We start from the raw sequence: 21,939 nt of genomic DNA on the forward strand, positions 1-21,939 counted from the left end.
TTTTTAGGCCCTTGATCTAGCTATATATGAAAGTCGTATAATATATATTATGCCAACTCATACATATAAACGTCACCAAACAACATCGATCAATACCAATGAAAATGATTCAACGGGCCACGCTCTTGAACCAGATTAAGCTGGCCCGCTGTCTGTAAAGCTCGATACACGAAATGTCGCGCACGTTCCACAGCTTCTGGAACATCATGATGAATCATATAAAATGCCAGCGCTGATGATAACGTGCATCCTGTTCCACGACCATGAAACGTTAAAAGCCGTTCTTGCTGATACCATCGCACATAATCTGGCCCGACAAGCACATCAGGACTGCAAGATTCATCAGGAAAATGTCCTCCTTTAAGCAACACCCAGGACACTTTTTTCTGTAAAGCCCGCGCTTGATGCTCCATAGCGTCCAAGGTTCGTGCTTCCTCTTGGCCAAGTAAGGTCGCCGCTTCTGCAAGATTTGGCGTTATCATCGTCACATTGGGCAAAAGATCCGACAACATCACAGATAAAGAGGCAACCTTCAAAAGATCCTGCCCTGCACTCGCCTTCATCACAGGATCCAAAACGACAGGAAGAGCCTTAACAGAAGCACAATAGGTTGCCACTGTTTCAATAATACGTGCATCACCCAACATGCCAATTTTTATGGCATGAACCGACATCTCTTCAACAATAGCCTGAAGCTGCTCCTGCACCATTTCAGGCGTCATTAAAGCTGTATTCAGCACATGAGATGAATTTTGCGCAACTACGGCCGTAATCACACTGAGACCATATCCGCCTAGTGCTGCGATGGTCTTTAAGTCCGCCTGAATTCCCGCCCCACCTGTCGGGTCTGTCCCGGCAATACTCAACACACAGTATGTCATAAAGGCTGCTTTGCCACGGCCATAAGAGCGATATTCGTATAACCTTTCCCAGCCAAAAAAGATGCCGCTTTTGAGGCCCGTACGCCAGTTTGACAGCAAATCACAAGCCGTCGATCTTGCGGTAAATCATCATATGATTTTTCAAACTCTGGTAACGGTTTTTGGTAAAGTTTTGCTCTTTCTAAAGTCGGCTTTTCATCAAGCAACCGCACATCGACCACGACATCATCATCCCGAAGTTCTGACCATGCCAGAAAAGGCCAAAAATGAGATGGTTCTTCCGCATCACGGAAGGAAAAATGACGCATTTGCATCACACGTGCATCCCAGCGACGCAACTCCCCCACAGGCGACGGTGTTATGTCTAAAAGAAGCGATAAGCAGAATTGCGCCATCACACTGCCAATGACCGCAACAACAGGCCCGACAATACCCGCCTGCCCGCAATTTTTCTGAGAATTCTCTGGAATTTTTGGAAAAACTGCACGATAACTCGGCCCATTCCCGCAAAAAGCCCCGACATATCCTTCCCAGCCTAGGGAAGATCCACTGACCAAAACACATTGCACTCTTTGGCAGGCATCACTGAGCACATAGGTTGTCGCAAAATTATCCGCGGCGTCAATGACAACATCACTTTTCTGGATAAGAGCACGAACCGTATCCGGCTGTGCCGCCATCACATGAGACGTGAACTGACAGTCAGGATTTAACGCACGCAAACGTTGGCACGCAATATCTGCCTTTGATTGACCAAGATCCTCCATATGATACAGGGGCTGACGATGGAGATTTTTAAGCTCAATAACATCATCATCCATCACATGGATATGGCCTATCCCTGCCCCAGCCAGCCACGGTAATAAAGCGCATCCCAGCCCCCCAGCTCCAACAACGAAAACCGTCGCTTGGGCCAGTTTTTGTTGACCGCTCTCCCCAATTTCGAGCAAAAGCTTCTGCGTTTGGTACCGGTCTGCCCTCATGAAACCTCTCCCAAAGCCTGTTGCCATTTCCGGGTCTGCCCTTCGAGATCAGAATGCCGAAAAATATCGCTCACAACCGCAACAGAATGAGCCCCCGCCTCTAAACAAGAACGGCACCGCGCTAAAGTGACCCCACCAATGGCCACTAATGGCAACGGGTCAATGAGTGTCGCCCATTCACGCACACGCTCCAGCCCTTGGGGCTTCCAAGGCATGACTTTTAAGGTCGTTTCCCAAATGGGCCCTAAAGCGACATAATCAGGTTTTACAGCCAGCGCTTTATTCAGCTCCTCATGAGAATGTGTGCTCACACCCAATTTAAGGCCACCACGACGGATACGCGTTAGGTCAGCTGTCTCCAGGTCCTCTTGTCCTAAATGGATGTAAGAAGCACCTTGCTCAAGTGCTACTTCCCAATGATCATTCACCACAAGCTGCGCATGATAATGTCGGCAACTTGCCAAAGCGCGCGACACTTCCTCTACAATGTGTGCGCGATCAGTCGACTTGAACCGAAGCTGAATAAATCGCGCCCCTAATGCCGCAACACGCTCCACCTCTTCAGCCGTGCCTGCAATGGGGTAAAACCGCCCTATTCCCGTCATCCCAACTTTCCTCTTCCCATCAAAGGACTTGCTGAAATTGCAGAGGAAAAGGATTCCATTGGGTCTGCTTCATAAGCGGTTCGCCCTGCTTCAATCGCCTGGGCAAACGCATGGGCCATCCGCACGGGGTCTCCTGCTTGAGCCACGGCTGTATTGAGCAACACAGCATCAAACCCCATTTCCATTACATCAACAGCATGTGAAGGGCGGCCAATTCCGGCATCAATAATCAATGGAATATCCGCAAAACTCTGGCGCATTGTCCGCAATGCCGAACGATGGCTGATTCCCTGCCCGCTCCCAATAGGAGCTGCCCACGGCATCAAAAGCTGACATCCCGCACGCAGCAAACGCTCTGCAACACCAAGGTCCGTCGTGGTATAGGGAAAGACCTTAAACCCTTCTTTGACAAGGATCTCTGCCGCTTCCACTAAACCGAATATATCTGGATGGAGGGTCTGATCATCACCGATCACCTCTAACTTGATCCAATCCGTCCCTAAGATTTCACGCGCCATTTGTGCCGTCGTGACAGCCTCACGCACAGAATGGCACCCTGCTGTATTAGGCAGTACATGCACGCCAAGCTGTTTGATCAACCGCCAAAAACCCTGACCAGAAAGCCCTTCTCCTCGCTGCATACCAATCGTTTCACGCCGCAAAGAAACCGTGACAATATCAACGTGAGCTTTTTCTACGGCCTCTTGAAGACACGCAGGAGATGGATAGCGCGCAGTTCCAAGCAAGAGGCGCGACCGCACCTCTTGCCCATAAAGCGTTAATGCCGCCATGAGACCTCACCCTCCTTGCATCGGGGCAAGCACTTCCACTTCATCACCCGCGTGTAATACTGTGTCATCGCGCTTAACCGCCGGGACAAACTGACCATTCAACGCTGTGGCCACAGACGCTTGATCAAGCGCTAAGTCCTTAATCAACGCACCCAACGTCTCTGAAAAAGGATGCCACTCGCCATTCACCTTAAGCTGTGTCATGCCATTTCTCCGCAATAAGCCATCACCTGCTCCTTAACCTGACGCGCGCACCAAGGCGAAAGAAGGAAGCCATGCCGATAAAGACCATTCGCCCGGAACAAACGGCCATGTTGCTCCACATCTGGCAAATTATCCGGGAACGCCGGCCGAATACCGGTATTAAGTTCAATTATCTCGGCTTCACCAAAGGCCGGATGTAACCGCTGCAATGCTTCCAATAACGTATAAGCTGATTGGACAGAGACCGGCCCGTCATAGGCATTCTCAATACTCGTGGCCCCCACCATAAAAATCCCCTCACCACGTGGTACGATGTAAACAGGGAAACGAGGATGCAGCAGACGAACAGGACGCGAGAAATTCAACTCATATGAGCGGACGCGTATCATCTCGCCCCTGACACCGCGCAAACGAGGCATTTCAGGGTGAGCCGCCCAACCACGGCAATCAATGACGATATCTTCGGCAATATCTCGCGGTGAGACCTCTTGCCCAAAAGACAATAACCCTCCCTGCTGCTCCAAAAGCCATGCTAGGGATAAAAGCGCCTTTCGTGGGTCTAGATGCGCTTCTTGTGGAAAAAATAATCCCTCCTGAAAGCGTCCTTCCAACGCCGGTTCAAGCGCTGCAAGGTCCTCTCCCTCAAGATAGTCAAAAGCCTCACTCCGCCGGGCAAAGCGCACAATTTCATGGCGATCATGCTGTGATGACAGCACAAGGCTCCCACGACAGCGCGTCTCTTTATAATGTTCTGGCCACCATTGCAGCGCTTCTTTTCCACGTTCAATAACAGCCCGCTCCGAGGCATCACGCTCACACCATGGTGCAATCATCCCCCCCGCCAGCCAAGAACACCGATTCTGAGAAAAATCTTTGTGCCTCTCATACACATGAACGGGAAAACCAGCCTCTTGTAGGGTCAGCGCGGTAACCAGCCCTGCTGCTCCACCGCCAATAATCCCAATAGAGGCATGACGCTTAGACGGTTTCAACATACAGAGCTCCTCCTTTTTGACGGAACTCCTTTGATTTTTCCTCCATTCCCTGCTGACGTAACGTTTCTTCACGAATATCTTGAGAGATCTTCATAGAGCAGAATTTAGGACCACACATAGAGCAAAAATGCGCAGCTTTATGGGCATCTTTCGGCAAGGTTTCATCATGGAAAGACCGCGCTGTGTCGGGATCCAAGGACAAATTAAATTGATCTTCCCACCGGAATGCAAAACGCGCACGCGATAGCGCGTTATCACGCAATTGAGCTGCTGGATGCCCCTTCGCCAAATCCGCCGCGTGGGCTGCAATACGATAGGTGATCACCCCCGTTTTCACATCATGACGGTCAGGAAGCCCCAGATGCTCTTTGGGTGTGACGTAGCACAGCATGGCAGTCCCGTACCATCCGATCATCGCTGCTCCAATGGCTGAGGTAATATGATCATATCCAGGGGCAATATCTGTCGTCAGCGGCCCTAATGTGTAAAATGGTGCCTCACCACATAATTCTGATTGTTTCGTAACATTTTCATGGATGAGATGCATCGGCACATGGCCCGGGCCTTCGATCATAACTTGGCACCCATGCGCATGCGCCACACGTGTGAGTTCGCCCAATGTCTCAAGCTCGGCAAATTGTGCAGCGTCATTCGCATCGGCAATACTGCCTGGGCGAAGACCATCCCCTAGGGACAATGCAATGTCATACCGCCGGCAAAGCGCGCAAATCTCGTCAAAATGCTCATAGAGGAAACTCTCGCGATGCCCATCTAAGCACCAACGCGCCATAATAGACCCACCACGGCTTACAATACCCGTTACACGTTGTGCTGTGAGAGGAATATGAGCGAGGCGCAGTCCTGCATGGATCGTGAAATAATCCACACCCTGCTCGGCTTGTTCTTGCAACACATCACGGAATATTTCCCATGTTAAGGCTAACGGGTCATTCCCCACACGCTCCAAGGCCTCATAAATAGGCACGGTTCCAACCGGAACGGGCGCATTCCGCATAATCCACGTTCGGACTTGCTGAATATTCTTCCCTGTTGAGAGATCCATAACCGTATCAGCCCCCCAGCGGATGGCCCACACCATTTTATCCACTTCAGCCGCAACCCCAGGCGTAACCGCGGAATTACCAAAATTGGCATTAATTTTGACCAGGAAGTTACGCCCAATGACCATAGGCTCTAACTCAGGATGATTGATATTGGCTGGAAGAATCGCCCGCCCTGCCGCAATCTCCTGGCGCACGAATTCAGGCGTGATCGACGCCGGCATGTGAGAAGGAGACTGGCGCTTATGGCCATCCATCGCCGGGCCAATCTCTGCCGCAGCACGTCCGAAATTTTCACGGTGCGCTGCATAGATCATTTCTTCCGTAATGATGCCTGCTTTTGCGTATTCATATTGCGTAATAGGCTGCCCATCTTGCCCGTGACGCAATGTGTAAATCGCTGGGCAGAAAGGAATCTCCTCTTCCTCTGCCGCTATTTTATCAGCAGACGCTGGCGCCCCTTTTATCCCTCTTTTCTCAAGCCAAGGAGCACGCACCGCGGGCAATCCCTTGCTGAGGTCAATCAGCGCAGCATGATCTGTATAAGGGCCAGAAGTATCATAAACTCTTACAGGCGCTTCTTGCGGGTCATTTAAAGCAATTTCGCGAAAAGGAACGCGTATATCGGGCCGCTCAAATGCCTGAGAATATATTTTGGAAGACCCGCAAATAGGGCCGGTTGTTACGGTAAAATCCTGCATCGATCTTCTCCACACACATAATACGGGAAAAGATCCGGGAATGACGATCTATTAAGGATGAGCTTTTCTTATTAGATTTTTTATACACGCTCATAATCTCCTGTTCCTTCGCCGGCATGACCCGGATCAGGTTCAAAGGGTTCGGCACTTACCGTCTCAGCCTCGTCAGAGACACCCCCCGGAACATCTTTTTGGCTATGCCCCTTTTGTAGAAAGGTCAAGCATCCTTTGTGTGATTAAAGAAGATGTTAAAAAACCCACTATCTCCCACTTCAAACACCCACATAATGCCGCTCGAAACGGTGTCCAAGCGATGTGAGGATTTCATAGCCAATCGTCCCTGCCATACGGGCTACGGAGTCTACAGATTGGTGCGGACCAATAACCGACAAAAAATCCCCCGGCTTTAAGGCATCGTCGGAAATATTTCCGATATCAACGGACACACTATCCATGGAAATGCGGCCTACAACCGGCAATTCTATATCTTTGTACCACAACGCCATATGCCCACTGACAGACCGAAACAGCCCATCTGCATAGCCAATTCCTACCGTGGCAAGGCGTGTCCCTGCTGGCGCGCGCCATGTCATTCCATAACCAACACCTGCTGCTTGTTCGACATGCCTTATTTGAACAATACGTGCCTCAAGCTGCACGACAGGACGCAATGGGTTCTGTCCTTGATCATTAGGCGCAAGACCGTACAAAGCAGCTCCCGGCCTCACAAGATCAAAGTGGTAATCGGAGCCTAGAAAAATCCCTGATGACGCCGCCAATGACCGTGGCACTCCAGGAAAAAAATCTGCCATTTTGATAAAAAAATCACGCTGGCGTGCATTAGCAGGGTCATCGGGCGTGTCGGCACAGGCCAAGTGACTCATGACCAATACAGGCTGAAGCCCTTCCGTCACCCCAAATTCGAGATCCTTGAGCGACAAACCAAAGCGCGACATACCACTGTCAAACTGCAAAGCAACGGGATCATTTCTCCCGCTTTCTTGGCAGAAGTTTCGCCATTCCAAAGCTTGCTCACGGCTATTAATGACGGGGATTAAACCGTGCTCTGCCATAAAAGCCGTACCGCCGGGTAAAAACCCATGCAGAACAAAAATTCTACTTTTAGGAATAAAAGCACGAAGCCTCTGCCCCTCTTCGGGATGCGCGACAAAGAAAGTCTTCACATACGGCGCCAAAGCAGAAGCCACAGGCCCTAACCCTACTCCATAAGCATCTGCCTTAAGCACTGCCGCACATTCTGCTCCGACGGCTTCTTCTTGTAGTCGTTTATAATTGTAACACAAATTAGCTAAATCAATTGTTAAGCGCGCGTGATGACGTTGCTGTTGTTGAATTTTCACGCATTCATTCCCTGCCTAACTTGAGGCAAGCACGATGGAAAACTGAGCCCCTGAAGTCAAGATAATAGCGGGGTTTATCGTAAAAATTCCCCATTCTCCAATACTGGAAAAGATCCTCTATTCTCCCCAGATAAAGAACCGACACCTATAAACACCAGCATGCCTTGCATGATTTCCCGATGTGCCGCTTTTTGGTATACTCCGCGCAATGTCATTAAGGAATTTGTTAACTTCTGCTTGAGAAAGTACCTACAAATGTATTAGAGACTGTCGCTAATCCAGGTAACTCCATCCATCTGGGGTTATCTTCAATGTCGTTGTTTTTATTTTCGCAGGGGCCCCAAAGGTATCTGGTGGTCCAAACGGAGCTAGTTCAGGTTTGACCGAGGCCAACCTAAATACCCAATCCCCCCTTTCCATCACGCCAAGCCGTTCAGGCATTGAACGACGGTATGGGGATTTCCCAACTTTTCCAGCTGCGCTTGATTATGCAGCGCAAGGAAAGTCAGGGTTCAATATCTATTCCGGTCGTGGCACCCTTATTGAGTCACTGCCCTACAGCACGCTGCGTGTTCAGGCCCTATCTGTCGCACGCCGTCTTTTGGGACTTGGCCTCACAAAAGGGGATCGCGTTGCCATTGTCGCTGAAAGCGATGGTGACTTTGCGCGCGCCTTTTTCGGTTGCCAATATGCAGGGCTCGTTCCAGCTCCTCTTCCCCTTCCTGTCGTTTTCGGTGGGAAAGACGACTATATCAAAACCCTTCGAGGCATGATCACCAGTGCAGGTGCGCGCGCTGTCGTGGTACCTAGCGTTATTGGTGGATGGACAGACCTCATTACTGAAGGTCTTGACCTCCTCTTTGGTGGCTCCCCTACTGAACTAATGGAACAGGAAGAGAAAGAGATCGCCTTGCCTGACGTTGGCCCGGACGATCTTTCTTATCTTCAATTTTCATCGGGAAGCACACGCTCTCCAACGGGCGTATGCATTACCCAAAGAGCTGGTATGGCGAATATCCATAGCATCTCCAAATATGGGCTTTGCGTCTTCCCTTCAGAAGATCCTCGTGTCGATCGTTGTGTCTCATGGTTGCCGCTTTACCATGATATGGGGCTCGTCGGGTTCTTCCTTACCCCTATGGGATGCCAACTTTCTGTTGATCTTCTCCCAACTAGAGAGTTTGCACGCCGCCCTCATATCTGGTTAGAACTTATTTCGCGCAATCGTGGAACACTTTCCTACAGCCCCTCTTTTGGCTTTGAACTATGTGTTCGCCGCGGAGCTCGTGAGGAAATTGACCTTTCCTCCTGGCGTGCTGCAGGAATTGGTGGCGATATGATTCGCCCCCAGATTATGCATCAATTCGCTGAGGCATTCGCTTGCCGTGGTTTTGATAAACGGGCTTTTGTGGCAAGTTACGGGATGGCAGAAACGACCCTGGCCATCAGCTTTGCGCCTCTGAATGAAGGCATCCACACCGATACGGTTGACCTCCGTTACCTAGAAGAGCGCAATTACGCACGCCCTGCTGATGAAAAGACAGAGCCGCGGCGTACTTTTGTCCTTTGCGGTAGGCCTCTTCCCGAACATGAGATGGAAGTACGCTCCCCGGACGGTAAAATCTTATCTGAGCGCGAAGTTGGCACTATCTTCGTGCGTGGTCCGAGCATTATGTCGGGATATTTCCAGCGCCCGGATGAGACTGAAAAAGCTCTTTCAGCTAATGGTTGGCTCAATACAGGGGATCTTGGTTATTTCCTTGATGGTCAAATCGTCGTGACGGGCCGAGCAAAAGACCTCATCATCATCAATGCACGCAATATCCTCCCGCAAGACCTCGAATGGGCAGCGGAACATGAGATGCCCAATGTGCGTTCGCGCGATGTTGCTGTTTTCTCAGTCGATCACCAAGAAGGTGAAAAAGTCGTTGCTCTCGTTCAGTGTCGCCTCAGCGAAGAAGAGACACGCGCCAAACTAAAAACTGATCTCACAGCCCTATTCCGCAGGATTCATGGGATTGACGTGGAAGTCACACTTGTTGCGCCACGATCGCTCCCACAAACATCCTCTGGAAAGTTGACCCGAGCCCGTGCAAAGGCCATGTTCCTAGCTGGAGAATTTAGTTAAGTAGGAATACGCATACATTCCACCTCCTGTGACGGTTAAAAGGTTAAGAGACATGACTGAAAGTGTTGCCGATATTTCCTCAATCATCATTGAGAAACTTCTGGCTAACCCCAAAGTTCCTCGTAATATCAATGGTGATAGCCGTATTGTGGAAGATTTGTCTTTTGACAGTTTGGCCGTCATGAATTTTGTCATGGAGATTGAAGACACATTGGATGTCTCTGTTCCACTCGACAAGCTTGCTGATATTCGTACTATCAATGATCTTGCGCAATGCTTGCACGAGATTAAGGCTGCACAAGCATGACAGCGGGATTGTTCGACAAACACCAGAATTTACGCACCTCTTATGAGGCACTTATAGCGGCAAGCCCTCGCAATCCGTTTGGTGTCGTCATAGAGCGCCCGCTTTCAGCAAGCGTTGGGATCATCGAAGGACGCAAGACGCTTCTCTTCGGTACCAATAACTATCTTGGACTGAGCCAGTCACAAAAAGCACGTGATGCCGCTATCGAGACTGTTTCGACCATGGGCGTTGGCACCACGGGCTCGCGTATTGCGAATGGTACCTATTCCCTTCACACCAAGCTGGAAGAACGTCTTTCTCAGGTACTCCAACGGCGCCATACCATGATATTCTCAACAGGATATCAAGCTAATCTCGGCACCATCTCCGCTTTGGTCAACAAAGATGATATCCTGTTTCTAGATGCTGACAGCCATGCCAGCATCTACGATGGGGCGCGTCTTTCTGGAGCGCAGGTTATCCGCTTCCGTCATAATGACCCTGCCGATCTGGATAAACGCCTAGCCCGTACAAAGAACGCATCCGGTGCTCGCCTTGTCATCGTCGAAGGCATTTATTCCATGACGGGGAATATTGCACCTGTCGATAAATTTGTTGAGGTAACAAAACGCCACAACGTTACCCTTATGGTGGATGAAGCCCATTCTTTCGGCGTTATGGGGGACCATGGCCGCGGCGTTGCCGAGATGCAAGGCTGCGAAGATGGCGTTGATTTCGTCGTAGGGACTTTTTCCAAATCGCTTGGAACCGTTGGTGGCTATTGCGCGACCAATCATGATGAGATCGCTCTTATGCGCCTCTGCTCGCGCCCTTATATGTTTACAGCGTCTCTCCCCCCTGAAATCATCGCCTCAACCCTCGCTGCTTTAGAAGAAATTCAAGCGCGCCCTGAATTACGTGAAAAATTAAGAGAAAATTCAGAACGCTTGCATCAAGGGCTTAAGAAAAGTGGTCTCAGCACAGGAGATTTTGTCTCCCCAGTCGTTGCTGTGACGTTAGAAGATGTCCCTCAGGCTCTCACCTTCTGGAATGCTCTTCTCGAGGCCGGCGTTTACGTCAATCTTTCTCTTCCACCGGCAACGCCAGACAACCGTCCACTCCTGCGTTGTTCTGTGATGGCAGCTCACTCTGCAGAAGAGATTGATCAAGCCGTTGCCGCCTTCACAGACATTGCCAAAAAACTCGGCCTCACGGCTTAAGACTGAATACCTTCTCTCCTATGGAGGGAAGGTATTCTAAGAAGTTTTTATTGACGCACTGACTTAAGCCGTCGGGCTTGCCAGAGAAATATAGGAAGCCCAAGAAGAGGGTGACGCTCTACAAAAGGAGGAACTCTGACTTCCTCTCCTGTATGACGTCGAATTTTCCACAGAAGGTAACGCATACCTCCCCTAAAAGTGAATGCCGCCTTCAAAAGACGCATCACATTCAAAGGACGTCCAATTCTCTTAACGCGTGCCCAACGGGATTTTGCCTTTTCCCGTAATGCCGGGCTCAATTGCGGCTGAAATGTATCGCCAATGACCGAGACATGAATCGCTTCTTTTTTCCATGCGGCGAGTAACAGAACCGCATAACGCTCCTCATGCCCGGCTAATAAATCATGGCTGCGTTTCTTTTTCTCAACACGCAATTCCGCTTCATATGTATGCTGGAAAAGCGTGTGCCAATAATCTTCCGGCTCACCAGAGTAAGGCCCTAAGAGAGCCGCCCAACGGGCCGCCGTGACTACACATTGTTGAATCGCTGACAAAATGCGATCTGCACTTTTCTCGTCTTTCACCCAAACAAGACGCACAGGCTGACAAAAACGTGCCCAAATGGTTGTATCTAATGATTGCAGACGACTACGCTTCAAAAATTGTGCAAGCGATAGAACCGCCACCTTTGCACGAAGCAACTGTCCCTCATGTTCATATTCACAATAATACACATTGGGTGGGAGAAAAGCGTTCGCCATACGCTCCATTACATGATGGGAAAAAGACGTATTTTCCTCGGTAATGACGTATAAATCGAGAATACCATTTGGATCCCTATGCCGCAACACTGAGCCGTAAAAAACAATACCTAATGGCATAACCGGCATGATGCTTGATAGATACTGAGCAAAAGCGACAACAGCCGCGTCAGTTTCCGTCGTCAATTCACGAATTAAAATCGTCCTCATGAAATCAGGCATGTAGAAACCGGAAGACTGGCCCCCGCTCCAAAATCATTGTCGCCTCAGGGAGTGCAGGAAAAACCTCACCATCAAGCACAAAATCACTGTCCGTTGCCAACCGCATCCGCTCTGTTTGGCTACTCACATAATCACTATTTTGTCGTAACCATTGTGGTGCACGTCCACGCAATAAATTCCCTAATGCAGCGGGGAAACGGCTGGGAAACGCATTAACATCAATAAAATGAAAGCCGTCTTGGTTATTCTTCTCATCCCAAAAAGGCCAAATACCACGCGATAGTTTCTCAAGAGCGGTCACGAGAAAAAAGAAGCTCTGCCCATCTCGAACAAGCATTCCCTCTTTTTGCAACGCTTGCCAGTGCAGCCTATTACCCCGCAACCACGAATGCCGGCTCCGCGGGAAAATTAGACTTAACAAACTCGTTGCTACTGTGATGATAACCGCAAGATCATGCGGTGCAAAACGCAGTACTGTTGGAGAATGAGCAATATGTACAGCACGAGCATAACCCGTACATCCCCCGAACATGCCTAATATCGAGGGCCGTGTACCCTCAGGCCAGGAAAGGCGGATAGGGCTTCTCTCACTGATGCGAAATACTTTTCCACCTACCAAACGCTCTATCGCCGCAGCCCCACGCAAACCGAATCCGACATCTCCCGCAATAAGATTTGTATTGCCAGACGGCAGTACAGCAATTGCAGGTAATTTATCTTCAGGATAGACAGAAGCAATCGCCGTTAAACACGCACTGACCGTGCCATCACCACCATTAATAGCAATCGCATCAACATTGCGTTCTGCTAGACTGGCAATATGGCCCCGCAAATGCGCATCATGCTGAGAGCTGATACAAAACTCTCCCAGCTTTTCTCGGGCGAAAGCCAAAGATTTGTCACCATCTTGCTGATTGCGCCTGCTATTGGGATTATGGAGAAAGGCTGGTTGCGCGATTTTAGTCAATGTTTTGCCATAATAAACTATCTCGCCGAAAGACAGACTGCCTTTCAGTCATTCCAAAACTAGTAAGACCGCTCTAACATAGCTATAGTGCCGGGGCCAGTGAGGAAGCACCTTCCCTGGCGGAATATTCGTTCGCTGTCTCTATTTCGGAACAATATGTCATTGGACCACATCGCTGATTTTCACACATCCCGTTATGGCCAACCCGTTAGCTTGGCTCATTTATCTGATCCACATTTGCCACCTCCCCGTCTTCGGTGGACATCTCTTTTCTTCAACAAAAGGCTCCTGAGCTTTTTACTCTGGAAAACCCAAAGAAGACTCGCTCATTTATCTTCTGTTAACCAGCAATTGCTAGAAAAAATTCGCTCTCATGGGAATATTGCCGCCACATTAGTCAGTGGTGACATCACCAATTTCGGTACCTATGAAGAATATCAGTCATCTCAACATTGGCTCAAGAAACTTCCAGAACCTGCTATTGTCGTTCCAGGCAATCACGATATTATGGTTGCCATACCGCCAGAAAAAAGCCTCCATTTGTGGGGAGAGTGGTGCGATGACGTCTTCCCATTTGTACGTGTTATTGATCACGTTGCCATTATCGGTTTGAATTCGGCCATCCCAACGCCTCTCTTTACCGCTTATGGATGTTTAAAGAAGCGCCAGCTCGCAAAATTAGAAACCCTTCTTGATGTCTTGGGCAAAGAGGGCTACTGCCGAGTAATTATGATTCATCACCCCCCCAAGAAAGGTCTTTTACCCCTCCGTAAATCATTTCTGGGGACAAAAGCCTTCGCACGTGTTTTACAACGAAAAGGTGCTGAAATTGTCCTCCATGGACACTCTCACAATGCAACGATAAACACGATTGAGGGGACGAAAATACCGCTCGTCGGGGTTGGTGCAGCGTCCCTTAAAAGTGACCATCCACAGAAAGAAGCGAGCTGGAATCATCTTCTTTTGACCCCAAAAGAGCATAACTGGCATATTGCCCTAACACGCCAGAACTATAAAGGGCAGGTCATGGAAACAAGAGAATGGGTTGCCCCCATAAGGGATGATAGATGAGGAGCGCCTTACCCACACTGGACCGTTATCTTCTCCATCAGTTGATTCCGCCCTTCAGTGTCACACTTGCGACCATGCTTATTGCTCTCTTGCTTGAGCGCCTTCTGATTATTTTTAATCATTTGGCTAATGCAGGCAGTTCGCTCGCTACTCTTGTTACACTCTTAACGGACTTGCTCCCTCATTATATGGGGCTTGCTCTTCCCGCAGCTCTCTGTATTGCCGTTTTCCTCACGATTAATCGTATGAGTGAGCAAAATGAGATTGATGCCCTATGCGCAGGACATATTTCCCTCCTCCGCATCGCTCTGCCTTATATTAAGGTCGGCTTGGCCTTGGGGGCTCTAAGCGTTTTTCTCTATGGCTATATCCACCCCATTGCCCGCTATGATTATCGGGAAGGCTTTTATTTTGCCCGCCATACCGGATGGGCTCCCCATCTGCAATCCGGCATGTTCGCTGTTACCTCCAACAGAACAATGATTACGGCCGATAAGGTCGATCGCGGGGGATCACAGTTAAGCCATGTTTTTATCCGTGACATAAAAGCAGATGGAACCATCCAAATTATTACGGCACCTCAAGGGGTTTTAACGATTTCCGAACAAACAACTTCCACAGAACTTGATTTATGGAACGGCCAAATCGTTACAACACACCATCCCGACACCCCAGGTAGCGAGGCGACCGTAACGCACTTTGATCATATCACACGCCTCATTGAACGTGCGAAAAAACGCGCCCAATTCCGCGCCCGTGGAGATGATGAAGAAGAACTCACTCTTTTCGAGCTTGCCCATGCTCTCAAATTTGGTTCTCCTAACCTGCCTTATAAGGTCCTCCGCGCAGAACTCGATTTCCGTTTTGCTCGTGCTTTAGCTATCCCCTTCATTCCACTCCTTACGATCGCTCTTGCCGTTGGTAGAAAACGACGTCGGTCCGCATTAAAACAAATTCTTCTCGCTCTTATTCTTGTTGGTTTTGATGAAACACTTCTATTTGGTCACAGCCTCGCGGCAGAAGGAACCTTCCCTGTATGGCTTTCCATTTGGGTCCCGGAGAGTATTTTCTGCGCCTGTTGTGTCGCTGCTCTTCTAATGCGTACACAAATTTCGTGGAATCTGAAGAAAAAGTCGGTGGCTAAAGGATAATATTCATCGTCATGTCCTTCTCTCTCCCAGCGCGCACATTATCCTATTTCTTTCTTAAACCACTTCTTGTGCGGATCCTTCTATGCTGTGCTGTTCTGACAGCACTGTTGGAGATTCTTGCGTTACTCGAAGAAGCTTCGACGATCCTATCACGTCATCTGGGGATAAGCGGACTGCTGCACTTTAGTCTTTTACATCTCCCCACACTCATAACAGAGATTATGCCGCTATCGGTCATGATCGGCTCGCTCCTCACACTTTTACCCATGACATTATCCAGTGAGATCTCTGTTATACATGCCGCCGGCCTCTCAACCCTCGGTATGTATAAACATATTCTCCCCGCTCCTCTGCTCATCGGTGTTATCACTATGGTGATACAGTTTTGGGTCGTTCCACCTTGTGAACAAGCTCTTAATATCTGGTGGAATATAACCGCAACACAAGTGAATGACCAAGACGCCTTCCCAAATGTTTGGTTTCGCCAAGGCGGTAATATCTCCCATATCGGTAAAGTAAGCGCTGGGGGCTATACGCTCAGTGATATTACAATCTATCAGCGCCGTCCCTCTGACGGCATACTCCTCCGCACGGAGCATTTCCCAGCTCTTCAGGCAACAAAAAATGGTTGGCAAGCCGCCCCCAATGCCTTGGAAATATCCATTGATAGCACTCAAACAAAAGGCCGGTTGAAAAATTACTCTGGCCCCATTCCTCTTTCAGCCACGCCACGTCAAATTATCAATATGACCGTCGCCAATGCGGCCTATACCCCAAGTCAAATATGGTCTGTTCTTGTTGGAGAATCGCCTGCCAGTCTTCCGGTATCAAATTACCTCATGTCATTTTTCTTAGGTCTTTTTTTACCCTTACAAATGGCTGTAATGGTTCTCATTACCCTACCTGTTACCTATATACCTCCACGAGCGGGGTTGCGAAATCCTCTCCCTGTGTATGTGATGGGGGCTGGGTTAGGTATAGTTATTCTTCAGGGAATGATTTCTGCCCTAGGAAATGCGGGGTCATTACCGGTGTTACTCGCGGTCTGCTCGGGCCAAGTGATCGCAATTCTACTTAGCCTAACGTGGATTTTGCGAATGGAGGAGAAATGAGTAGTTTGAAAAATATTCTTAGTAGCACGCCTCTTATTAGAAAGGGGCGAAGTTACGATCTCGGTAAAATGAACCTTAAGCAATTATGGGCAGCTTATCTTACCTACCCGTCGATTTTGCTCTATTTTGCCCTCATTATTATCTCGGCCGTCTTAAGCCTTAAACTAAGCCATAATATATGGCTTACACTGATCCCCATTCCGGTGATCGTAGCTGTTTACCCAACGGCCTGGTATTTAATTCACCGCTATATCCTGCATGGGCGCTGGTTCTACCGCAATCCCATCACGGCTTCTATGTGGAAACGTATCCATTTTGATCACCATCAAGACCCCCATCTTTTGGAAGTTCTCTTCGGATCTCCCCTAAATACGGTTCCGACGATGATGGTCATTACCATGCCGATCGGTGCCCTCATCGGTGGTTGGGGTGGCGCACTCTCAGCCCTAGCAACCGCCTTGGTCATGACGTGTATTTATGAATTTTTCCATTGCATCCAGCATTTAGCTTATAAGCCACGCTGGCAGTGGGTTGTGTATATTAAACAACTTCACGTCCTACACCATTTCCATGATGAAGATGGAAATTACGGCATTACAAACTATTTGCCGGATCGCCTTCTCGGCACATTCTATCGCGAAGCCAAAGAACGCCCACGCAGTCCTTACGTCTTTAATCTAGGTTATACGATTGAGGAAGCAGATCGTTATCCATGGGTTATGAAACGCACAGGTTCCCCGCCACGTGACCGGCCTGATCCAGCCCGCGCCCCTAAAAAGGAAGAGTTAGCGAAACGCGCATGACCCTCCCCGTGCTTATCTTAGCAGGATCACGTGATGGTGAACGTGATCCTCTTGCTCGCGCTGGACGCGTCTCTCACAAGGCTGTTCTCCCCATTCATGGGGTCCCCATGATTGAACGTGTGGTGCACGCTCTTGAAACTGTTCCGTCCCTTGGTCCGATTTGGGTCAGTATTGAAAAACCTGATTGTCTCGCTTTTTTGGGGTCACGTATCCGCATCATTCCCGCCGCATCTTCACCAAGCGAGAGCGTCTCTAAAGCTTTAGAGACCATAGGGACACCCTGCCTCATTACCACGGCAGACCATGCTTTGTTACACCCAGAATGGATCTCGGAATTTTTAGAGGCAAGCAATGCAAGCGATGTCGATCTGACGGCTGCCATCGCCTCATCCGCTGTTATTGAGCGTGATGTACCGCAGACACAGCGTACCTATATTCGCCTTGCTGACCTCTCCTTTTCGGGATGTAATCTCTTTTTCCTACGTTCTAACAACGCCCAAAATGTTGTTGCTTTCTGGCGAGTGCTCCAAAAAAATCGTAAACATCCCGTGCGTATGGCTTTTACATTTGGGTTGGGTACTTTAGTGCGTTTTCTGTTCCGTCGCCTCCGCAAATGCGACGTTGAAGCACGTATTCACACGCTCACTGGCGCCAGGGTCGCCCTCATTCCACTCTCCGACGGACGAGCCGCTGTTGACGTCGATAAAATTTCTGACTTGAAACTTGTTCAATCTCTGCTAGCGGCTCATTGAAATCCTGTTTTCTCTAGCTGAAGAATTCTAAAAAGCTTTCCAGCACGCAAGAGAAAACCTCCCTCTCTCGCGTGCCTTGCGTTCCTCACTTAACGCCCAAACGCCGCTTCAACGAAAAAAGTAATGGCTTCAAAGAATAATGTATCTTCTTTAAGTCAATTAACGTCACATCCCCGGCTGCAGAAAGTGTGTGCATCCCATCAGGGAACTCCCTTGCCAAACGGCTGGAGGCTATGAGAGACGGCCCTGCCACAAGACGCGGGCGCCCGTGGCCAAACTCATGAAACTGGAGGAAACGAATTCCCCCGCCATAAGTGCGGCTGCAATCTTGAACTGGTAAAACAACCTTATCATCAATAACGAGCGGAGTACCACCTGGCCGTGCTCCTGTTGGGTCCACAAGTATACAGCCCATATCAGACCAAGCCCCTGTGAGCTCTTCCGCTAATGCAAGATGGAGGGCACTTTGCCGGTAAGCCTTAGGGGTTGGCGGTGTCCAAAATAACCACCAGCGACCTGCATGATAAAGAGGGGTTGCATCAATCGCGCCAATGGGGAAATCAAATTGTGAAACACGTTCCCACGTAAATGGAAAATCCACAGCACGATAAAGAGACAGCCGACCGGATTTATACCCCTCCGGCAGCATATAAACCTCTCCTTGATGTTCAAAAACATAAGGATACGACAAATGCCATTTCTCTTTTAAAACCGTTTTACGTTCAAGTAATTGAAAAAAACGATCGTAAATGAAAACCTCTATCTCACCTTTTGCGGTTCGATAATCGTATAGTTCTGCAAAAATATAGAGTTTTTCATCGCGCCATAATCCAAAAGGATCTGCTAAAAAACGCCCATCCCCTGCATCAGGTAGGAAACTAATCTCGACATCTTCTAGAGAATGACTCTGAACAATGGACTTGAGAGGAGCATGTAAGATTGCACACTGCCACATATCCATATCAAGAAAGGACATAATAAAAGCCTCCAATTAAGCAGCCACGATCCTGCCCTGATCATCTACTAGATAGCTCTCAGTGTCACCATTATGAAATACTCATTTCCCATTTCATGAATAATAAGGAAATTATGTCACATGACAGTCTCTAACACTCATCATGCTTCACATTCAGTAAGGTTCCAAGCAGCACGCAGTCTTGTGGCAGATGCGGCGAAAAAAGCCCTCGCTATGCAACCTGCCCCCGGCAAGCCTCAAGCCTCTCTCAAAGGTCATCAAGATTATGTGACAGAGGCCGACAAAGCGGTCGAACTCTTTGTCACCCAAGAACTCAATGGTCTTTTTCCAGATGATAGCGTTCTTGGGGAAGAACAAGGTGGAAACATCACAGGGCGTTTCCGCTGGGTGATTGACCCTATTGATGGCACTTCAAATTATGCTCGCGGTCGAAATCGCTGGTGCATTTCTCTTGGATTGTTTGATGGTGACACACCTGTAGCAGGCATAATCCACGCTCCTGCTTTAGGCGAAGTCTTCACGGCCCAAAAAGGCCAAGGCGCTTTTCTCAATGGCCGCCCCATCAAAGCCTCTCAAACCCACAATATGAAAGAGGCGATGGTCGAGATTGGATGGTCACCTTACGTTCCTGAAGGATGGTTTCAAGAAAAAATGACAGCCCTTCTGGACCTTGGCGCTATGCCACGCTCTTTAGGGTCAGGCGCCTTAGCGCTTGCTGATGTCGCTTGCGGCCGATCCGATGGCTATCTTGAAAAAGTCATCTTTCTTTGGGATGTCTCTGCCGCACTGGTTATTCTAAAAGAAGCTGGTGCAGTGGTATCCCCTTATCTCGAAATGGGAGGCGCTTCAAAGCCTCAGACAATTCTTGCCTGTGCGCCCCATACGGCTCTTCCCCTTTCACACGCCTTTAAAGTGGATCTCTCCTAATCTAACCAGAACAACGATGTCTCTACCAACAAGCAACCTTTATAAAGGATCGCCCATGTCACGCCTCGCACGCTCTCTCGGCCTCATCGCTACCAGCAGTCTCGCTTTACTCGGGGCGTGTTCTTCCTCTTCCCGGACAGACAACACAGCACGTGACCAGCAAAATCTCGTTGAGCAAGCCACCACAATTGTTTCCACAACATTCAACGACCCACAACATAAGCGCCCTCAAGAGCTTTTGAAGAAATCACGCGCTGTCATGATTTGCCCTTCTATTTCCAATGTCTCTCTTGTCTTTGGCGGTTCGGGCGGCCATTGTGTCCTCTTAAGTCGTGATGCTCGTAATTCGTGGTCTGACCCTGCCTTTTATCACATTGGCTCTGGATCATTTGGGCTCCAGCTCGGCTATCAAAATACCCAGCTCGTACTCTTCATCACCTCTAAAAATGGCCTGCAGGCCTTATTGGATCACCAATTCACTTTTGATGCCAACGCGAGCGCCTCTTTCACCACGCTAAGTGGTAGCGCCCAAGATAGCAATGTCAGCGGTGCAGGAAGTGATATCTATGTGATGGAAAAATCCAATGGTGTTTTTGTCGGCGCCTCTATCGGTGGTAGCAAGCTGACCTCTGACAGCACAGCGGATCGTAATTACTACCATCAACAGGTCGGGCCAGAAGATATTGTTATCAATATGCGCGTTAATAACAGCGCGGCCGACCCATTACGCCGTGCGTTAATGAAGGCAGGAGGAGAACAAACCACAACAATGAAGCAACATGATATCTCTGAAGCTCCTCTTTAAATAAAGTAACATACAGACAGGGGAGAGCAATCTCTCCCCTGTCCACAGGGATCCTCTTATGGTGATTGGATCTGTTGCCTGCGATAAGATCTTACATGTTCGGCTTGCCCAGAGAGCGTTTTAGAAAAAGCGTGCCCACCTCGTCCCGTTGCCACAAAGTAAAGCTCATCCCCCGCAGTAGGATGCGCAGCTGCCTCTAAAGAAGCTAACCCGGGTGAACAGATCGCCCCAGGTGGAAGACCCGTATGTTCATAGGTGTTGTAAGGACTATCTGTCTCTAAATCATCATGCGTTAAAGGATGATCCAAAACGCCCTGACCACCGCTCAGTGCGTAGATCACTGTCGGATCCGTTTGCAGGCGCATATTGTTTTTGAGACGATTAAGAAAAACACGCGCAATTCTAGGGCGTTCTTCAACGATAGAGGTTTCACGCTCAATCAAAGAAGCGAGAATAAGCAACTGCTGTGGTGTCTTTATAATCCCTTGAAGAGCATTTTGATCACGTTGCGCCCAGACCCTCTCCAAAGACGTTGCCATCAACGTTTGTAATTTATGCAAGAGCGCTTGTCGCTCCATACCCCATAGGTAAAACACCGTTTGTGGATAAACGCTCCCTTCTTCAACCGCAGGAACATCGCCTTTTAAGGCTGGTGCGTTTTGCAATTCCGCACGAATACGCACAGCCGTCAAACCCTCTGCAATGGTAAGACTATGAGAAACTGGATGGCCATGGCGCAAAATCTGTAAAATATGCGCAACAGACGCTCGAGCAGGAAAATAAAGCTCCGCCGCGTGAATACCACCTTGATGGGCTGTTATAAGTGCCGATAAACGAAAAAACCACGTGGACGACCAGCCTTCAGCAAGAAGGCCTTCTTTTTGCAACAGACGTGTTACTTGTTCCGTACCACCACGCGGGATGACAATATTGCGTCCCTTCGTTAATGGCCCGGGGTCTGTAAAAGGACCATACCCAGCTCCACCCAAGGCCGCCACAAACGCCAAGGCACCCGCCAAAGCACGACCTGGTGTAATATAGTGCCACCATTTTTTGGGGGAAGAAGAACCCCCCTCCTCTAATCCTGAATCAGCTTTTTTCTGGCTCTCCGAGGATGAGGCATCCGTCATTAAAAATCTCTCGTAACGAGGTCAAAAGGCGCCACCCCGTGAACAG

Annotated in this window: 22 protein-coding genes and 1 riboswitch; of the genes, 10 read left to right on the forward strand and 12 right to left on the reverse strand. The window is 49.1% G+C overall.

The window, feature by feature from the left end; genetic code table 11:
* Positions 1–89: 89 nt before the first annotated feature.
* From thiD to alr, 8 genes are all read right to left on the reverse strand, one after another.
* Positions 90–881: a bifunctional hydroxymethylpyrimidine kinase/phosphomethylpyrimidine kinase gene (thiD, locus tag GS501_RS05270; RefSeq protein WP_160830832.1), complete on the reverse strand. Its 792-nt coding sequence runs from the start codon at positions 879–881 to the stop codon at positions 90–92.
* Positions 878–1,864: a HesA/MoeB/ThiF family protein gene (locus tag GS501_RS05275; protein ID WP_160830833.1), complete on the reverse strand. Its 987-nt coding sequence runs from the start codon at positions 1,862–1,864 to the stop codon at positions 878–880. Before GS501_RS05275 ends, thiD begins: the two co-directional genes overlap by 4 nt.
* Positions 1,861–2,469 (reverse strand): thiamine phosphate synthase, encoded by a 609-nt coding sequence (gene thiE, locus GS501_RS05280; protein WP_160830834.1) that lies wholly within the window; start codon positions 2,467–2,469, stop codon positions 1,861–1,863. Before thiE ends, GS501_RS05275 begins: the two co-directional genes overlap by 4 nt.
* A complete protein-coding gene (locus GS501_RS05285) occupies positions 2,466–3,260 on the reverse strand; it encodes a thiazole synthase (protein ID WP_160830835.1) in 795 nt (264 codons plus the stop codon). The genes thiE and GS501_RS05285 overlap by 4 nt, the downstream gene beginning before the upstream one ends.
* Before the next feature lie 6 nt (positions 3,261–3,266).
* Complete coding sequence (thiS, locus tag GS501_RS05290; RefSeq protein WP_160830836.1) at positions 3,267–3,464, reverse strand: sulfur carrier protein ThiS; 198 nt, start codon at positions 3,462–3,464, stop codon at positions 3,267–3,269.
* On the reverse strand, positions 3,461–4,459 hold the full coding sequence (locus tag GS501_RS05295) for an FAD-dependent oxidoreductase (protein WP_160830837.1): 999 nt from the start codon (positions 4,457–4,459) through the stop codon (positions 3,461–3,463). Before GS501_RS05295 ends, thiS begins: the two co-directional genes overlap by 4 nt.
* A complete protein-coding gene (thiC, locus tag GS501_RS05300; RefSeq protein ID WP_160830838.1) occupies positions 4,443–6,221 on the reverse strand; it encodes a phosphomethylpyrimidine synthase ThiC in 1,779 nt (592 codons plus the stop codon). The genes GS501_RS05295 and thiC overlap by 17 nt, the downstream gene beginning before the upstream one ends.
* Before the next feature lie 85 nt (positions 6,222–6,306).
* A riboswitch (TPP riboswitch) is annotated at positions 6,307–6,410 on the reverse strand.
* Positions 6,411–6,493: 83 nt separating this feature from the next.
* Complete coding sequence (gene alr, locus GS501_RS05305; RefSeq protein ID WP_160830839.1) at positions 6,494–7,582, reverse strand: alanine racemase; 1,089 nt, start codon at positions 7,580–7,582, stop codon at positions 6,494–6,496.
* Between the two features lie 379 nt (positions 7,583–7,961).
* Here alr and GS501_RS05310 point away from each other — a divergent pair, with 379 nt between their 5' ends.
* Genes GS501_RS05310 through spt form a run of 3 tightly spaced genes read left to right on the forward strand, consistent with a single transcriptional unit; the run spans position 7,962 to position 11,216 of the window.
* The gene (locus GS501_RS05310; protein WP_202405327.1) at positions 7,962–9,710 is read left to right on the forward strand and encodes a fatty acyl-AMP ligase; all 1,749 of its coding nucleotides are present in this window, start codon (positions 7,962–7,964) and stop codon (positions 9,708–9,710) included.
* Between the two features lie 52 nt (positions 9,711–9,762).
* Positions 9,763–10,017, forward strand: coding sequence for an acyl carrier protein (locus tag GS501_RS05315; protein WP_160830840.1), 255 nt, complete (start codon positions 9,763–9,765; stop codon positions 10,015–10,017).
* Positions 10,014–11,216 (forward strand): serine palmitoyltransferase, encoded by a 1,203-nt coding sequence (gene spt, locus GS501_RS05320; RefSeq protein ID WP_160830841.1) that lies wholly within the window; start codon positions 10,014–10,016, stop codon positions 11,214–11,216. The genes GS501_RS05315 and spt overlap by 4 nt, the downstream gene beginning before the upstream one ends.
* Before the next feature lie 47 nt (positions 11,217–11,263).
* On the opposite strand, the gene GS501_RS05325 is transcribed toward spt, so the two are convergent.
* Positions 11,264–12,199: a hypothetical protein gene (locus tag GS501_RS05325; protein ID WP_160830842.1), complete on the reverse strand. Its 936-nt coding sequence runs from the start codon at positions 12,197–12,199 to the stop codon at positions 11,264–11,266.
* On the reverse strand, positions 12,192–13,166 hold the full coding sequence (locus tag GS501_RS05330) for a diacylglycerol kinase family protein (protein WP_202405328.1): 975 nt from the start codon (positions 13,164–13,166) through the stop codon (positions 12,192–12,194). The genes GS501_RS05325 and GS501_RS05330 overlap by 8 nt, the downstream gene beginning before the upstream one ends.
* A 156-nt stretch (positions 13,167–13,322) precedes the next feature.
* Between GS501_RS05330 and GS501_RS05335 the strand changes: the two genes are divergently transcribed.
* From GS501_RS05335 to GS501_RS05355, 5 genes are read left to right on the forward strand one after another with little or no spacing between them, the layout of a single operon-like run.
* On the forward strand, positions 13,323–14,237 hold the full coding sequence (locus GS501_RS05335; protein ID WP_160830843.1) for a metallophosphoesterase: 915 nt from the start codon (positions 13,323–13,325) through the stop codon (positions 14,235–14,237).
* Positions 14,234–15,388 (forward strand): LptF/LptG family permease, encoded by a 1,155-nt coding sequence (locus GS501_RS05340; protein WP_160830844.1) that lies wholly within the window; start codon positions 14,234–14,236, stop codon positions 15,386–15,388. Before GS501_RS05335 ends, GS501_RS05340 begins: the two co-directional genes overlap by 4 nt.
* An 11-nt stretch (positions 15,389–15,399) precedes the next feature.
* A complete protein-coding gene (locus tag GS501_RS05345; protein ID WP_160830845.1) occupies positions 15,400–16,500 on the forward strand; it encodes an LptF/LptG family permease in 1,101 nt (366 codons plus the stop codon).
* Complete coding sequence (locus GS501_RS05350; protein WP_160830846.1) at positions 16,497–17,303, forward strand: sterol desaturase family protein; 807 nt, start codon at positions 16,497–16,499, stop codon at positions 17,301–17,303. Before GS501_RS05345 ends, GS501_RS05350 begins: the two co-directional genes overlap by 4 nt.
* Positions 17,300–18,055: a nucleotidyltransferase family protein gene (locus GS501_RS05355; protein WP_160830847.1), complete on the forward strand. Its 756-nt coding sequence runs from the start codon at positions 17,300–17,302 to the stop codon at positions 18,053–18,055. The genes GS501_RS05350 and GS501_RS05355 overlap by 4 nt, the downstream gene beginning before the upstream one ends.
* Before the next feature lie 85 nt (positions 18,056–18,140).
* Here GS501_RS05355 and GS501_RS05360 read toward each other — a convergent pair whose 3' ends face one another.
* The gene (locus GS501_RS05360) at positions 18,141–19,031 is read right to left on the reverse strand and encodes a hypothetical protein (protein WP_160830848.1); all 891 of its coding nucleotides are present in this window, start codon (positions 19,029–19,031) and stop codon (positions 18,141–18,143) included.
* A 120-nt stretch (positions 19,032–19,151) separates the two neighbouring features.
* Here GS501_RS05360 and GS501_RS05365 point away from each other — a divergent pair, with 120 nt between their 5' ends.
* Positions 19,152–19,958 (forward strand): inositol monophosphatase family protein, encoded by an 807-nt coding sequence (locus tag GS501_RS05365; protein ID WP_160830849.1) that lies wholly within the window; start codon positions 19,152–19,154, stop codon positions 19,956–19,958.
* A gap of 55 nt (positions 19,959–20,013) precedes the next feature.
* Positions 20,014–20,763 (forward strand): lipid-binding SYLF domain-containing protein, encoded by a 750-nt coding sequence (locus GS501_RS05370; RefSeq protein ID WP_160831093.1) that lies wholly within the window; start codon positions 20,014–20,016, stop codon positions 20,761–20,763.
* A 56-nt stretch (positions 20,764–20,819) separates the two neighbouring features.
* On the opposite strand, the gene mltG is transcribed toward GS501_RS05370, so the two are convergent.
* A complete protein-coding gene (gene mltG / locus GS501_RS05375; protein WP_160830850.1) occupies positions 20,820–21,893 on the reverse strand; it encodes an endolytic transglycosylase MltG in 1,074 nt (357 codons plus the stop codon).
* Positions 21,894–21,939: the final 46 nt, after the last annotated feature.

This window comes from Saccharibacter sp. 17.LH.SD (assembly GCF_009834805.1).
GTDB lineage: Bacteria > Pseudomonadota > Alphaproteobacteria > Acetobacterales > Acetobacteraceae > Saccharibacter.

Excerpts from the sequence above, each read along its gene's own strand:
- GS501_RS05285 (WP_160830835.1), bottom strand. The coding sequence starts at position 3,260 with ATGGCGGCATTAACGCTTTATGGGCAAGAGGTGCGGTCGCGCCTCTTG.
- thiD (WP_160830832.1), bottom strand. The coding sequence starts at position 881 with ATGACATACTGTGTGTTGAGTATTGCCGGGACAGACCCGACAGGTGGG.
- GS501_RS05350 (WP_160830846.1), top strand. The coding sequence starts at position 16,497 with ATGAGTAGTTTGAAAAATATTCTTAGTAGCACGCCTCTTATTAGAAAG.
- thiC (WP_160830838.1), bottom strand. The coding sequence starts at position 6,221 with ATGCAGGATTTTACCGTAACAACCGGCCCTATTTGCGGGTCTTCCAAA.
- thiE (WP_160830834.1), bottom strand. The coding sequence starts at position 2,469 with ATGACGGGAATAGGGCGGTTTTACCCCATTGCAGGCACGGCTGAAGAG.
- GS501_RS05335 (WP_160830843.1), top strand. The coding sequence starts at position 13,323 with ATGTCATTGGACCACATCGCTGATTTTCACACATCCCGTTATGGCCAA.
- GS501_RS05355 (WP_160830847.1), top strand. The coding sequence starts at position 17,300 with ATGACCCTCCCCGTGCTTATCTTAGCAGGATCACGTGATGGTGAACGT.
- spt (WP_160830841.1), top strand. The coding sequence starts at position 10,014 with ATGACAGCGGGATTGTTCGACAAACACCAGAATTTACGCACCTCTTAT.
- mltG (WP_160830850.1), bottom strand. The coding sequence starts at position 21,893 with ATGACGGATGCCTCATCCTCGGAGAGCCAGAAAAAAGCTGATTCAGGA.
- GS501_RS05345 (WP_160830845.1), top strand. The coding sequence starts at position 15,400 with ATGTCCTTCTCTCTCCCAGCGCGCACATTATCCTATTTCTTTCTTAAA.
- GS501_RS05295 (WP_160830837.1), bottom strand. The coding sequence starts at position 4,459 with ATGTTGAAACCGTCTAAGCGTCATGCCTCTATTGGGATTATTGGCGGT.
- GS501_RS05325 (WP_160830842.1), bottom strand. The coding sequence starts at position 12,199 with ATGCCTGATTTCATGAGGACGATTTTAATTCGTGAATTGACGACGGAA.
- GS501_RS05370 (WP_160831093.1), top strand. The coding sequence starts at position 20,014 with ATGTCACGCCTCGCACGCTCTCTCGGCCTCATCGCTACCAGCAGTCTC.
- GS501_RS05365 (WP_160830849.1), top strand. The coding sequence starts at position 19,152 with ATGACAGTCTCTAACACTCATCATGCTTCACATTCAGTAAGGTTCCAA.
- GS501_RS05340 (WP_160830844.1), top strand. The coding sequence starts at position 14,234 with ATGAGGAGCGCCTTACCCACACTGGACCGTTATCTTCTCCATCAGTTG.
- GS501_RS05315 (WP_160830840.1), top strand. The coding sequence starts at position 9,763 with ATGACTGAAAGTGTTGCCGATATTTCCTCAATCATCATTGAGAAACTT.
- GS501_RS05275 (WP_160830833.1), bottom strand. The coding sequence starts at position 1,864 with ATGAGGGCAGACCGGTACCAAACGCAGAAGCTTTTGCTCGAAATTGGG.
- thiS (WP_160830836.1), bottom strand. The coding sequence starts at position 3,464 with ATGACACAGCTTAAGGTGAATGGCGAGTGGCATCCTTTTTCAGAGACG.
- GS501_RS05360 (WP_160830848.1), bottom strand. The coding sequence starts at position 19,031 with ATGTCCTTTCTTGATATGGATATGTGGCAGTGTGCAATCTTACATGCT.